Genomic DNA, 13,655 nt, shown 5'->3' on the forward strand with positions numbered 1-13,655 from the left:
ACCCGGCCCAGCCGGTTCGGTCGGGGGCTGATCGCCAGTGCCAGTGTCGCGTTTCTAACTGGCTGGCGGCGCCGCACCTCTAACCAGCTTTGACAGTTGTTGTAGCCGCAAAGTTAGCATGTCCTGTTTCTGCAAAGTTGGAATGTCACACTCCCCGCGTTTTCGATTACGTGGGAGATGAGATGACAAGCCAGCTGGCTGGCAATCCCTGAGAACAAAACTGGAGGCAAGCCTGCCATAACTGTAGAATGTTTAGCCCGTCGCGATGGTCGCGCAGCGATCCGAGCCAGCACATGGGACGACGAATTTCTTCGCGAAGCTCTCGCTGCATCATCCAAGATTCCGCAATCATTTCTGCGTGTTCCGCCGGGTATCATTCGTTCACCAGGTCGTTCAGCGACCAGCGACGTCAATGTCGGCAAGCAATTCGATATTTGGAAGCACGGTGCGGGCCCGTTCAAACGTAAAGCGGATAACCGTCCACCAAGATCAAGAGAATAGAAACTTAGGAAGCTGAAGCCGACGAGGCACCCTCACCCCGATCTGCCCAAGCAATCAGCACCAGCCAGTCAGATCGTGCCAGGTCATCGCGCAGTGTCGCAGACAAATGTCACAACAAAAACAATGACCTGGATATTTCGAAATATCTTGACGCGATACAGGATCGGCTTTTCTCGCAGGCTGGCCGGTTTAGCGTTGCCTTAAAGAAACTGTGCAAGGATGCACCTGTGTCCATCCGCGCCGGCAACCTGATGAAGTTTCGAAGAAATCCAAAGATAGTACGTGGCCTTGCCGCCTCCGCAGCCAGCCATGCAACCGCATTTGCTCCGGCACTATTTGCGGCGATTATTGCAGTCATTGTCGTCTGGGTCGCAACGAACTGGCGGCTGGAGCGATCGCTGGCCGAAGAACGCTCGATTGTGGCGGGCGAGCTTGCCACAATATCATCTCGGCTTCAGACGAACCTCAATAGCAATGTGAAGCTGCTGCAAGGTCTGGCGGCTGGCATCGCAGTCGACCCGGCAATGGGCCAAGACGGATTTTCCAAGCTTGCCGCGCAGATCCTGCAGCCCGATTCACAATTGCGCAGTTTCGCTGCGGCGCCCGACATGGTGGTCAAATGGGTTTACCCGGAAAAAGGAAACGAAAAGGCCATTGGGCTCGACTACCGAAAGAATGATAAGCAACGGGCTGCGGCGATGCTGGCGCGCAACACCCACAATATCGTTCTGACAGGGCCGGTGGAACTCGTCCAAGGCGGAACCGCTTTCGTCGTCAGGTGTCCGATTTATATGAATGACGGAAAGAGCCAGATCTTTTGGGGTCTGCTCTCCGGAATTGTAGACATTCCAAGGCTTTATGGCGATAGCGGCCTTGGATCGACCGAACTAGAGGTTGCCATCAGCACGGTGCCGGAGCCAAATTCGCCGAAACAGGTTTTTCTCGGAAATCTGGAAACTTTTTCGAAGCAGCCGGTCGTGACATCGGTTGACATGGCTTATGGCCGATGGACTTTCGGTGCGGTGCCCAAGAACGGATGGGGCCAAAATAACGGGATCGGCATTTTTGAGTTTTATGCAAGCCTGTTGGCCCTCTGTGTCGTTGCGCCGATCATTTGGATCGGCTTCCTGACCAAATCACGCCAAAGAACGATCGAGAAGCTTCGCCTTCACAAGAAGAAGCTCGTTCGAGCGCGGCAACGGCTGGAATATTTGTCGTTGCACGACGCCCTGACGGGGCTGGCGAACCGACGGTTCGTCGACCAGATGATCTCGCAACCACGGAGACCCGATGGCGAAGACTGTCTGATCCTCATTCATATCGACCTCGACCGATTTAAAGAGATCAACGATACCAAAGGGCATGCCGGCGGTGACATGGTCCTGCAAACAACCGCTTCGCGTCTCGCCGATTTGACCGGCCCAACCGACGTCGCGGCTCGGATCGGCGGGGACGAGTTCATCTTCGCCAGATGGAGCGCCAATCCCGAGCCTGAAGCAGCCGAATTGGCCAAACAGATCGTCGACGCGCTCCAGCAACCCATTCTTATCGACGGGGCGGAGTATGTGGTCGGAGCAAGCGTCGGCGTTGCCTGGGAGACTGAACCTGCCTCCGGGCGGGATCTCGGTCAGTTGCTTCTCAATGCCGATTTGGCTCTATACGAAGCGAAGAAGGCGGGCCGCGGCCGCGCGGCCATTTTCACCGAAGAGCTTCGCAGCGCCGCAATCCATTCAAAAGAATTGGCAGATGAGTTCAATCAGGCGCTCGACCGCGATGAGCTCGTTGCATTCTTCCAGCCGCAATTCCATGCAGATACGTTGGCTATATCAGGCGTCGAGGCCCTCGCCCGCTGGGATCACCCGCGAAAAGGTCTGCTCGGCCCGAACAATTTTCTCGACGCAGCGGAAAGGCTGGGGCGTAGCGGCGACATGGATAGGCTGATCCTGCACAAGGCCCTGTTCGAGCTGACGAGATGGGACAGCCTGGGAATGCAGATCCCGCGTGTCTCCGTCAATATATCGGCGCGCCGACTGGCGCAGGCAAATCTGCTCGCCGAACTGTCCGGGCTTCCCGCAACGAGGGGTCGCCTCTGTTTCGAGCTGCTCGAGACAATTTCCTTCGACGAGCTTCAGCCTGCCCTCAACGAGGTCATTCCGGCAATCAAAGCGCTCGGCATTGAAATCGAGATCGACGATTTCGGCACGGAACATGCCAGCATCATCAGTCTGCTTCGATTTGAGCCGCGACGACTTAAGATCGACCGCGAAATTATCAAGCCGATCATAGCCTCGCCATCACAACGCCGCCTGGTTTCCTCGATTATCGAAATCGGCCGGTCACAGAATATCGACATTGTCGCCGAGGGCGTGGAGACAATGGAGCACGCGAAGATCCTGAAAGATCTCGGTTGCCATTTGCTGCAAGGCTACGCTCTGGCGCGGCCAATGACGTCGGAGCAGTTGATCGAATTTTGCCGCACGAAGGACAAAGGACTGACGCAGGCAGGCTGATGCGATGATGGGCTTGCGAAGCTTCGATCTCATCCCGCCGCAAGCCGCAACGGTGGCGAGGGAATCCTCGTCCGTGCTCACCCTCGTCTCGATGGCTGCCCTTGGCCTGTCGGTGAACATGCGGACAGACTTTGCCTCCGGCGGGCGCGGGCTGCTGTCGATGCTGGCGCTGGCGTTTATGAGCGCCATCGGCCTGATGATCCTTCACGCCAACTGAAATCCTGCTTGCGGGCCTCACGCAGGAGGTTCATGCTTGTCTTCTGTTTTGAGGCGTCGGTTGCGGCCGGGATAGCCGTCGCATATCTGGCCTTTCGTGGGACGCGTGCGATGGAGTGCGCCGGCTGCGGTTTCGATATTCAGAGTGGTTTTGCCTTCTGCCCGCGATGCGGCGCCAGGCAGCCCCTCTCTTGTGCCGCCTGCGGCTGCGCCTGTCAGCCGGATTTTGCCTTCTGCCCGAGATGCGGCGCGGCGATCTCAGGCCAAGTCCCGCCTGCGCCGAAGCCAAGCATCGAGGTGGTGCCGCATAAATCAGACAGCGATGCCGACCGGCGGCCGGTCACGGTGCTCTTTGCTGATCTCTGCGGCTTCACTACGCTGAGCGAGCAGATCGACCCTGAAGTCATGCGGGTGCTGCAGAACGAATTGTTCGAAGAGATGACCCAGGCGGTCGAGGCTTATGGCGGCTTCGTCGACAAGTTCGTCGGCGATGCGCTGCTGGCGCTGTTCGGCGCGCCGGTTGCCCATGAAGACGACCCGGTCCGGGCGCTCGGTGCCGCACTCGACATGATCCGTCGGGCGACTGACGTCGGCGACCGCTGGCGCTCACGCGCCGGCGTACCGCTGCGTCTGCATATCGGCATCAATAGCGGGCCCGTCGTCACCGGCGGCTTCGGCGCGGTCAGCACCAAATCCTATTCGGTGACCGGCGACACGGTGAACACCGCCCAGCGGCTGCAGTCGATGGCCGGCGAAAACGATATCCTTGTTGGGCCGCTGACCTATCGCCTCACCCGCCATGCCTTTGCCTTCGACAGTCTCGGCGCGCAGACGCTGCGCGGCAAAAGCGGAAACGTCCTCGTCCATCGGCTGGCAGGACTGCTGGAAGCGCCGCATACGGCGCGCGGGCTCGAAAGTTTCGGCCTTCAGGCGCCGATGATCGGACGCGATGGCGAGTTGTCGCGGCTGCTGACCTGCCTCGATCTCGCCTGCGGCGGCGCGGCGCAACTCGTCCGCCTGATCGGCGAAGCCGGTATCGGCAAATCCCGGCTGGTCAACGAATTCGTCGGCACCGCCGGCGATGCGGACCGTTTCCCCGGCCTTGCCATCCGCAAAGCCACCTGCTCTCCCCTCGGCGAACAATCCTATGGCACGCTCGCCGCGGTCGTGCGCAGCGCTTACGGCATCGGCGAGCGGGATGATCTCGCCAAAACACGGCAGCTGCTGACAACCGGATTCCGCGCTCTCGATCTCACCCAAGAGGATGTTGAGGGGCTTTTGCCGCTCTTTCTGCATGTCCTCGGCCTCGGCGATCCCGACGGGGCATTACGGCACATCGAGCCGGAACAGCTGCGGCGACAAATCTTCTATGCGGTGCGCACAGTCTTCGAGCGGCGGCTTGCCCAAGGCCCTCTGCTGCTCGTCATCGAGGATCTGCATTGGGCGGACGTTGCCTCGCTGGAAGTGCTCCGCTTCATGATGGATCGGCTGGAGCGCAGCCGGTTGATGCTGCTGGCGATCTACCGGCCGACATCGCAGACCGACCCACTGAACTCCGATCGCGTCAATGTCACCGTGCAACGTCTCGACCCGCTCTTTGCGGCCGATGGGCAGAAGCTGCTTGCTGCCTTTTTTGGCGAGAGCCATAACAAGCTGCCGGTTGCCATGCGCAAGCGCATCCTGGATCGGGCCGGCGGCAATCCGCTTTTCATCGAAGAAATCCTGCGTGGACTGATCGACATGGGCACGCTGCACCATGACGGTCATCGCTGGCATGTCGCAGCCGACGACACCGATGTCGATATCCCGGTCAATCTGCAGGCGCTGCTGCTTGCCCGCGTCGATCGCCTGCCGCAAGAGATGAGACGCTTGGCGCAGGAGGCTGCGGTCGTCGGCCCAAAGTTCGATACCGCCCTGCTCCGCACCGTCGCATCCGACCCGGCCGGCGTCGACGCGGCGCTGGATTATCTCTGCGATGCCAATATCATCGAGGAACTGCGCGACCCGGATGTGGCCGGGTCACCGGGCTATCGCTTCAGCCAGACGCTGATGCATGACGTCATCTACCATAATCTGCTGCTGCAGCGACGCATGGAGCTGCATGGCAGGATCGGCCGGGTTCTGGAGCGCCAATATGGCGAGGCGCCCGACCGGGCCGAGCATCTGACGCAGCTCGGCCATCACTTCAGCCTGACCACTGAGAAGGCCAAGGGCGCCGGCTACCTGATGGCGGCGGGCGATCTGGCCCGCAAGACCTACGCCAATGACGATGCCATGCGGCTCTACCATCAGGCCCTTGCCGCCTTCGCCAACGAGCCGGAGGTGTCGCCGGAACAATTGGCACTGATGGAGCGTCTTGGCGATCTCTGCGGCCCCGCCGGCCGGCGCGATGCTGCCTTGACCCATTATCAGCGGGCGCTTGCGATCCACCGCACCAAGGACGATCGGATCGCCGCAGCACGGATCCTGCGAAAGACCGGCCGTCTGCATCTCGACGCGGGGCGCCGCGACCAGGCGGAGACCCATTGCGCCGCGGCCGAAGCGTTGATCGCGACGATCGATGCGCCGGTCGAACATGCGCACCTGCTGCAGGAGCGCGGCCATCTGGCCTTCCGCATGGGCGATCAGGCCGCTGCCGCCGAATGGGCGACGCAGGCGCTGCAACGCCTGCAAACGCTGCCGGTCGACGGAACGACCGAGGCCGGACGGGAGGCAGCGCGGGCGATGGCGGAGGCATTGAACACCAAGGGTGCGGCGCTGGCGCGGCTCGGGCGCCGCCGCGATGCGGTGCAGGAAGTCGAGCGCAGCCTGTCGGTCGCTGAAAAGGCCGATCTGCAAAGTGCGGCGTGCCGCGCCTATTCCAATCTCGGCGTTCTCTACACCATCGTCGATCCGGCCAACGCCATCAGGATCTGCCGGCGCGGACTGGAGGTCGCCACCCGTATCGGCGATCTCGGCTTCCAAGCGCGGCTTCTCGCCAATCTCGCGGTTTCCTGCTGCACCTTTACCGATCGCTGCGCGGCCGAGGGTGTGCCGGCGGCGGAGAAGGCCGTCGAAATCGACCGGGCGCTCGATCAGCGCGACCATCTCTCCGTGCCGCTGATCGTCCTAGGGCAGATTCATCAATGCCACGGGCAGCCGAAGCTAGCTCGTAAGTATTACGAGGAAGCCCTTGAGGTTGCGAAGGAAATTGACGAGCCGCAGCTGCTCTTTCCGTGCTATGATGGCTTGGCGACACTGAGCCTCGAACATGACGATATGGACGAGGCGGAACGGTACTTCACGCTGGCGCAGGATGTGTGCATCCGCCACAACCTCGATCCAGGCACACTCGTCGTTTTGCCGTTTCTCGACTGACCTTCCTCCTGGTGCGACTTTTCGGAGAGCGGTTAGTCCAATCAAGTCAAATAGATAAAGGGAGGAATTAATCATGCAGGAGAACCACTCGGAAAGACCATTACAGCCTGGAGATCGCGCGCCGAACGTGGTGCTGGATGCGATTACCCGCCAGGGCAAGATCGCCATCGATGATTTTCGCGGTCAGAAACCGGTGCTTGTCGGGCTGTTTCGCGGGCTGCATTGCCCCTTCTGCCGCCGGCAGATCGCCGCCATGGCCGAACTCACCGGTGCATTGCAGGAAAAGGGCATCGACAGCCTGACTGTCGTGAATACCCCGATCGAGCGTGCCCGCCTCTATTTCCGCTACCACCCGCTTCCCAACTTGCTGGCCGCCTCCGACCCGGAACGGATGTCGCACAGGGCGTTCGGCCTGCCGAATGTCCAGTTCACCGAAGACGAGAATGACTGGCCGCATAAGCTCAGCATGAGCACGGTGACCTCGATGCGTATCGACATGCCGGGCGAGCTCCCGGAGCCGATGGACGTGATGGCGGCGGTGGACTATCTCGACAAGGCCGATGGCTACGAATTCACCGAGGATGACACGCAGATGATTGCGACCGGCCACGGTCAGCTCGTCGGCGAATTCCTGCTCGACCGAGATGGCGTCGTACGCTGGTGTTTCACTGAAGTCGAGGACGGTGGCCGTCATATGTTCGGTGGTCCGGCCCCTCGGGAAGTGATGTCGGCAGCGTCGAATATGGCTGTTTGAAGCGAGTAGTCTTTCGTTCGGGATTACTCCTCGGCGTCTATCTCGGGCGCGAGGCCAGCCAGTCGTGAAAGGCTGCAACCTCGTATCGACGCAACGCCTTTGGCGCTGCGACGATGTAATACGCCCACTTCACAGGCCAGCGGACATCCGGCAACAGATGGACCAGCCTGCCGCTGTCGAGTTCCTGTGCCACGAGCGCCTTGCGCACGAGGGCGACGCCCCTCGCCGCGACGGCAGCCTGGATCACTGCCGCCGTGGAATTGATCTTCAGCCCGCGTTCTGCGGGAACCTGGTTTGCGCCGGATTTGGCCAGCCATTCCGCCCACGTCGGAAAGTCGCCGCCCGGATGCGGCGTGCCGTCATGGATCAGCGTCTGTTCGACGATCCAGCCGGCGGTCACCTCCCGATCCACCCGGAGCAGCCGATTGTGGCAAACCGCGATAATCTCCTCGCTCATGAGGAAAGTCGATTTCACACCCTTCCAGGCGCCAAGACCGCAGCGTATGCCGATATCAGCCTCGCCCTGGGCCAGATCGATGACCCTGTCGGAGACATCAAGCCGGACATCGATCGTCGGGTAGTTCGTCGAGAAGTCGTCCAATCTTGCCAGCAGCCAGTTGGCAACCAGCGCCTGGGACGCCGTGACCACCACGACCGACCGGGCTTTCCTGCCGCGAAGTTTCCGCAGCCCGGTTTCGAGACGATCGAGCCCTTCCGCGATATCATTGAGTGCATCCTGGGCCTCGTCGACGGGGGTCAGCCTTTCGGCACCTGAACGACTTCTTCTGAACAGTGGATAGCCGACCCAATCCTCCAGCGACCGGACGAGCTGTCCGACGGCCGGAGGCGTGACATCCAGCTCGGCTGCCGCTCCGACAAAGCTGCCATGTCTCGCGGAAGCCTCCAGCGCCTGCAGGGACTTCAATCTGTTCAGGTCTCTCATCCCGCTCACAACAAAGATTTTCTTTCTTTGCGGTATGCCCGCTTTTCCTCGCCAATGCAATCTCAAGCGCTACCCTGGAGGCAAGACAAAGAGGTTTGTGAAGATGTTTCAGGGAAAGACAGCGTTGATCACCGGCGGCTCGAGCGGGATCGGTCTCGCGGCCGCGAGGCAATTGCACGATGGCGGTGCGCGGGTGGCCATTGCCGGCCGATCGCAGGAGAAGCTCGACAACGCCGTGGATGATTTGGGCGGTGGTATCGTTGCGATCCGTGCCGACATGTCCTCGCTTGATGATCTGAATCGCATGCGCGAAGAGCTTCAGCATGCGTTCGGGTCGCTGGACATTCTCTTCGCAAATGCCGGTGTGGCGCTCGGTACGCCGCTCGCAACCACGGAGGAAGAAACCTACGACACGATCATGGATGCGAATGTGAAAGGTGTCTTCTTCACGGTGCAGGCTGTCCTGCCGCTGATGCGCGAGGGCGGCTCGATCATTCTCAATACCTCCTGGCTGAACCAGGTCGGCACGCCGGGACGGGCGGTCCTTTCCGCTTCCAAGGCGGCCGTTCGCTCCTTCGCGCGGACGATGTCGGCCGAACTGATCGACCGCAAGATCCGGGTGAATGCCGTCAGCCCCGGCTCGATCGAGACACCTATTCACCGCGAAAGAACCAGACCGAGGAAGAGTTTCGCGCCTATGCGGAGCGGGTCGGCGCACAGGTGCCGATCGGGCGCATGGGCAGGCCGGAGGAGATCGCAGCCGCCGTCTGCTTCCTTGCCAGCGACGCGTCGAGCTATATGCTCGGTGCGGAGATTGTCGTCGACGGCGGCAGATCGGAGCTTTGACCATGTTGCTCAACGACAACCTCTCTGAGCGCGCCCTCGTGCATGCCGGCCGGCTCGAATGGATGCCGAGCCCCACGAAAGGCGTGGATCGGCGGATGCTGTTCCGCATCGGCGGCGAAAAGGCCCGCGCCACCTCGATCGTGCGTTATGCGGCCGGCAGCCGGTTCCCGCATCACGAACATCCAGGCGGCGAAGAGTTTCTCGTTCTGGACGGCATCTTTCAGGACGAGAGCGGCGATTTCCCCACCGGCAGCTACGTTCGAAATCCTCCCGGAACCGGACATGCGCCGGGAAGCGAGAACGGGTGCGTGATCTTCGTCAAGCTCTGGCAGTTCAAGCAAGGCGACCGGGAACGGATCGTCCGCCTGCCCGGTCAAGGTCGAAGCGGCGAGCTTGGCGGTGCGGTAACGTCGTCGACAACCCTCTTCGATGGAGCAGACGAGCGTGTGAGGCTCGAGGACTGGCAGGCACACGCCGACATCGAGCTCGCCAATCCCCAAGGACTTGAGCTGCTGGTGATCGACGGCTCCCTGACTGAGGCCGGCGACACACTTGAACGCTGGAGCTGGCTGCGCCTTCCCCGGGGGCAAATATTCCGCGCGCGGGTCGGAGATCACGGCGCAAAGGTCTGGTACAAGTCGGCCCCTCTGCTTCACAACGACGTCTGTAGCTTCGACCAGGTCGACTATAAAGGGCACGCGAGATGAAGGCATGCAGAGTAGCCGTCGTTGGTGCCGGCCTCGCCGGCCTTTATGCGGCCCGCGCGCTCCATGCTTCGGGTATCGATGTGATCGTTCTCGAAGCGCGGGATCGGCTGGGCGGCCGCATTCTGACGGCCGATGAAACCGGCATGCCGGCGGAAGACGGCTTCGACCTCGGCCCGTCCTGGTACTGGCCGCAGATGCAGCCGGCGATGGAGACGATGATCGGCGAACTCGGCCTGCATTCCTTCGCGCAGAACAGCGAGGGCGACGTGATCATCGAAAGGATGTCCCGGGAGACGCCGCAGCGCTACCAGCCCACAATGATGGAGCAGCAGTCGATGCGGCTTTCCGGCGGCACAGCGTCGGCGGTGCGCGCATTGGCGCGCGACATTCCCGCCGACCGGATCCTTCGCAATGCGACGGTGACGGCGATGTCGCTGTCCGGCACCGGGGTTCAACTCACCGTCGAAAGAGGCCAGGGAAGCCGCGACACCCTCCATGCGGAGCAGGTTGTCGCCGCCCTCCCGCCGCGGCTGCTGGAAGCGACGGTAAGCTTCAGCCCGGAACAGGATCCGGCAACCGCTGCCCGCTGGCGCGACACTGCCACATGGATGGCGCCGCACGCGAAGTTCTTTGCCGTCTACGACGAAGCATTCTGGCGAACAGCCGGGTTGTCGGGCACCGCGCAGAGCATGGTCGGACCGCTGGTGGAAATCCATGACGCGACGACGGCCTCGGGCAACGCCGCCCTTTTCGGCTTCCTGGGTGTCGGCGCCGATCAGCGCGTCGCACTCGGCGAGGAGATGTTGAAACAAGCCTGCCTGGCACAGCTCGCCAAATTGTTCGGCTCCGCGGCTCTTAAGCCTCGGGCGGTTCTGTTGAAGGACTGGGCAGCCGATCCGCTGACTGCCACCGCCGCCGATCGTGTCGGCGGTGCGCATCCGCTGCCGGGAAACTCGCAATGGGTGTCTGGCCTGTGGAAGGACCGCCTCATCCTGGCCGGCAGCGAGACAAGTCCTTCCGAACCTGGTTATCTCGCCGGCGCAGTCGTCGCTGCCGGTCGTGCAGTCGCCGACATTCTTTCGAAGATGGATTCCCGATGAACGTCATGCATCAGGCCTCGGCCGACCCGGTAGCCGCAAAGCGCAACTCCTGGGTGCTCACCGTTGCGCAGGCCTTCGGGGGCGCCAATGCTCCAATCATCGTCTCGCTCGGCGGCCTGGTCGGGCAGCATCTGTCGACCGATCCGGATCTCGTCACGCTTCCCGTCAGCCTGCTCAGCCTTGGGCTGGCACTCGGGACTCTGCCTGCCGCCTGGGTGATGCGTCGGTTCGGACGCAAGCCCGGATATCTGCTGGGCTCGGTGATCGGCATGGTTTCGGGCCTGATCGCGGCGCTCGGGATCGTGCTCTCCAGCTTCCTGGTCTTCTGTCTCGGCACCTGCCTCGCAGGCTTCTATTCCTCCTATGTGCAGAGCTACCGCTTCGCCGCGACCGACAACACCACTGCAGCGCAGAGCCATAAAGCGATCGCCCGCGTCATGGTCGGCGGCCTGATCGCCGCGATCATTGGCCCGCAGCTCGTCATCTGGACGCGCGACGCTTTGCCGGGGACACCCTTCGCCGGGAGCTTCCTCAGCCAGGCCGTTCTCGCCGCCCTGGCGTTTCCGGTGCTGCTCATGCTGCGCACATCGACGCCGCCGACGGCTCACGCGTCGGAAAGCGCGCTGGAGCGGCCCCTTGCCCAGATCTTGACATCGCCGCGCTATCTGCTCGCCATCGCAACCGGTGTCGTGTCCTACGGGCTGATGACCTTCGTGATGACCGCATCGCCGATCGCCATGGTCGGGCATGGTCACTCGATCGACCAGGCGGCATTGGGCATCCAATGGCATATTCTCGCCATGTATGCGCCGAGCTTCGTCACCGGCCGCCTGATGGTGCGCTTCGGCAAGGAACGGGTCGCGGCCGTCGGCCTGCTCCTCATCGGCAGCTCGGCGGCCGTCGCGCTCTCCGGCTTCGACATCTCCCATTTCTGGCTCTCGCTGGTTCTGCTCGGGATCGGTTGGAACTTCGGCTTCATCGGAGCAACCGCCATGGTGGCCGACTGCCATACGCCGGCCGAACGCAGCAAGATACAGGGGGCAAACGACTTCGTGGTCTTCGGTACGGTCGCCTGCGCGTCCTTCTCCGCCGGGTCGCTTCTCCACAGCTCCGGCTGGGAAACGATCAACTGGATCGTGCTTCCGGCAGTCGCCCTGGTGCTGGTTCCCTTGGTCTGGCGGGCGGCGCGGCCCGGCGATCACTCGGGAAGTCCGGCCTTGCGGTAGCCATCGACGAAATGCTCGAGCGTGCGAGCGTCGCGGAATGGCTCGGTCGCCGCCCAGTGGCCAATGGAGAAATGCGGGTTGGCGACGAGGAAGAGCGCGTGCCTCGTCGAGCCGGCCGAGCTGGGCAAGGCTTGCCGCCAGGAAACGGCGTGAGCTTGTGCGATAGGTCTCGTCGCGGCGCAGCGTCTCGACGGCAGCCGCATATTGCCCGGCCGCATATTGCGCCTGGCCGAGCGTCAGATAGTACCAGCTTGCCGGAAACGGGTTCAGCCGGAACGCTTTGCGAATATGCTCGAGCCCCTCGCCGACCCGACCGGCAAGGACGGTGATGTCCGATAGCGCCGCAAAAGTATCGGCCTCATTCGGGTCGAGCTCGATCGCCTTGGCGAATGCCGCATCCGCTTCGGCGAAGTCGCGCTCATAGGCAAACAGGTAAGCCAGGACCCAACGGCAGCCGGCATCGTTGGGATCGAGCGTGACGGCCCTGCGTGCCAGTTCTAAAGCGAGGTTGCGGTTGAATTCCGTCGGCCCGCCGCTATGGATCCGTCCCATCCAGTGGTTCATGGCGAGCCAGCGATAGGCCTCGGCATAATCGGGGTCGAGGGAGACGGCTCGCGTCAGCATCAGATGCGCCTCCTCAGCCGCCTGCGGGGAAACATCCATCAGCCTGCGGGCCCGCACACAAAGGTCGTAAGCCTCGAGGCTGCTTGGCCGATTGCGCGGCGGTGGGGAGCGCAGCCGCCCGAGCAGCGCCTCGACGATCTTCTCCGCCACCTCGTCCTGAACGGCAAAGATATCGTCGAGGCTGCGATCGAAGCGTTCGGCCCACAGGTGATCGCCGCTGACGGCGTCGATCAGCTTGGCATTGATGCGGACCCGTCCTGCGGCGCGTCGGGCACTGCCTTCGAGCAGGTAGCGCACGCCGAGTTCCCCAGCGATCTCTCGCATGTCAACCGCCTTTCCCTTGTAGGAAAAAGTCGAGTTGCGGGCGATAACGAACAGGCCCGGCATCCTGGAAAGGTCGGTAATCAGGTCTTCGGTCAGCCCATCGGCGAAGAATTCCTGCTTGGGATCGTTACTGATATTGACGAAGGGCAGCACAGCAATGGATGGCCTGTCGGGCAGCGGCAAAGCCTTTCGTTTGACGCCGCCGAGCAGATTTAAGGCTCCGGTGAAGCGGTAGCCGACGCGCGGAACCGTGGCAATCCACTCGCCGCCGTCAGCAGCCGGGCCAAGCAGCTTTCGCAGCTGCGCGATCTGGACGGTGAGGTTGCCCTCCTCCACCGCCCTGCCCGGCCAGGCCGCATCCATCAACTCGGCTTTGCCGAGAATTTCGCCCGGCCGCCCGACGAGCGCCGCAAGCAGCTTCACCCCGCGGTCGCCGACGGCCACGGGATCCTCATTCCGAAGGAGCGTTCCCGCCGCCGGATCAAGCACGAACGGACCAAAGGCAAAACGCGATCCCTGCATAGGCGCATCCTAGAGTCTTTAAAGC

Annotated in this window: 8 protein-coding genes and 2 pseudogenes; 8 read left to right on the forward strand and 2 right to left on the reverse strand. The window is 62.2% G+C overall.

The features are described 5' to 3' along the window. Window positions 1-752: 752 nt before the first annotated feature. The 4 genes from FHX14_RS08105 (at window position 753) to FHX14_RS08120 (ending at window position 7,338) form a co-directional block, all read left to right on the forward strand. A complete protein-coding gene (locus FHX14_RS08105) occupies window positions 753-3,011 on the forward strand; it encodes an EAL domain-containing protein (RefSeq protein WP_184377017.1) in 2,259 nt (752 codons plus the stop codon). A gap of 4 nt (window positions 3,012-3,015) precedes the next feature. Next, window positions 3,016-3,228 (forward strand): hypothetical protein, encoded by a 213-nt coding sequence (locus tag FHX14_RS08110; protein ID WP_184376813.1) that lies wholly within the window; start codon window positions 3,016-3,018, stop codon window positions 3,226-3,228. Window positions 3,229-3,338: 110 nt separating this feature from the next. Beyond that, complete coding sequence (locus FHX14_RS08115) at window positions 3,339-6,584, forward strand: adenylate/guanylate cyclase domain-containing protein (RefSeq protein ID WP_184376814.1); 3,246 nt, start codon at window positions 3,339-3,341, stop codon at window positions 6,582-6,584. 73 nt (window positions 6,585-6,657) lie between these two features. After that, complete coding sequence (locus FHX14_RS08120; protein ID WP_003586427.1) at window positions 6,658-7,338, forward strand: peroxiredoxin-like family protein; 681 nt, start codon at window positions 6,658-6,660, stop codon at window positions 7,336-7,338. Between the two features lie 37 nt (window positions 7,339-7,375). On the opposite strand, the gene FHX14_RS08125 is transcribed toward FHX14_RS08120, so the two are convergent. Then, entirely contained in the window at window positions 7,376-8,281 is a 906-nt protein-coding gene (locus tag FHX14_RS08125) for a LysR substrate-binding domain-containing protein (protein WP_184376815.1), read from the reverse strand. Between the two features lie 103 nt (window positions 8,282-8,384). Between FHX14_RS08125 and FHX14_RS08130 the strand changes: the two are divergent. From FHX14_RS08130 to FHX14_RS08145, 4 genes and pseudogenes are all read left to right on the forward strand, one after another. Beyond that, window positions 8,385-9,127 (forward strand): annotated as a pseudogene (locus tag FHX14_RS08130) (SDR family oxidoreductase). 2 nt (window positions 9,128-9,129) lie between these two features. Then, a complete protein-coding gene (locus tag FHX14_RS08135) occupies window positions 9,130-9,834 on the forward strand; it encodes a cupin domain-containing protein (RefSeq protein WP_184376816.1) in 705 nt (234 codons plus the stop codon). Continuing rightward, window positions 9,831-10,934: an FAD-dependent oxidoreductase gene (locus FHX14_RS08140; protein WP_003586433.1), complete on the forward strand. Its 1,104-nt coding sequence runs from the start codon at window positions 9,831-9,833 to the stop codon at window positions 10,932-10,934. Before FHX14_RS08135 ends, FHX14_RS08140 begins: the two co-directional genes overlap by 4 nt. Continuing rightward, the gene (locus FHX14_RS08145) at window positions 10,931-12,160 is read left to right on the forward strand and encodes an MFS transporter (protein ID WP_184376817.1); all 1,230 of its coding nucleotides are present in this window, start codon (window positions 10,931-10,933) and stop codon (window positions 12,158-12,160) included. Before FHX14_RS08140 ends, FHX14_RS08145 begins: the two co-directional genes overlap by 4 nt. Here the strand turns inward: FHX14_RS08145 and FHX14_RS08150 are convergent. Beyond that, window positions 12,133-13,630, reverse strand: a pseudogene (locus tag FHX14_RS08150) (winged helix-turn-helix domain-containing protein). The gene FHX14_RS08145 and the pseudogene FHX14_RS08150 overlap by 28 nt on opposite strands. Window positions 13,631-13,655: the final 25 nt, after the last annotated feature.

The organism is Rhizobium sp. BK619 (genome assembly GCF_014195245.1).
In the GTDB taxonomy this organism is placed as follows: domain Bacteria; phylum Pseudomonadota; class Alphaproteobacteria; order Rhizobiales; family Rhizobiaceae; genus Rhizobium; species Rhizobium acidisoli.

Coding starts and splice junctions, on each gene's coding strand:
- FHX14_RS08125 (WP_184376815.1), bottom strand. CDS start 8,281: ATGAGAGACCTGAACAGATTGAAGTCCCTGCAGGCGCTGGAGGCTTCC.
- FHX14_RS08135 (WP_184376816.1), top strand. CDS start 9,130: ATGTTGCTCAACGACAACCTCTCTGAGCGCGCCCTCGTGCATGCCGGC.
- FHX14_RS08140 (WP_003586433.1), top strand. CDS start 9,831: ATGAAGGCATGCAGAGTAGCCGTCGTTGGTGCCGGCCTCGCCGGCCTT.
- FHX14_RS08145 (WP_184376817.1), top strand. CDS start 10,931: ATGAACGTCATGCATCAGGCCTCGGCCGACCCGGTAGCCGCAAAGCGC.
- FHX14_RS08110 (WP_184376813.1), top strand. CDS start 3,016: ATGATGGGCTTGCGAAGCTTCGATCTCATCCCGCCGCAAGCCGCAACG.
- FHX14_RS08115 (WP_184376814.1), top strand. CDS start 3,339: ATGGAGTGCGCCGGCTGCGGTTTCGATATTCAGAGTGGTTTTGCCTTC.
- FHX14_RS08120 (WP_003586427.1), top strand. CDS start 6,658: ATGCAGGAGAACCACTCGGAAAGACCATTACAGCCTGGAGATCGCGCG.
- FHX14_RS08105 (WP_184377017.1), top strand. CDS start 753: ATGAAGTTTCGAAGAAATCCAAAGATAGTACGTGGCCTTGCCGCCTCC.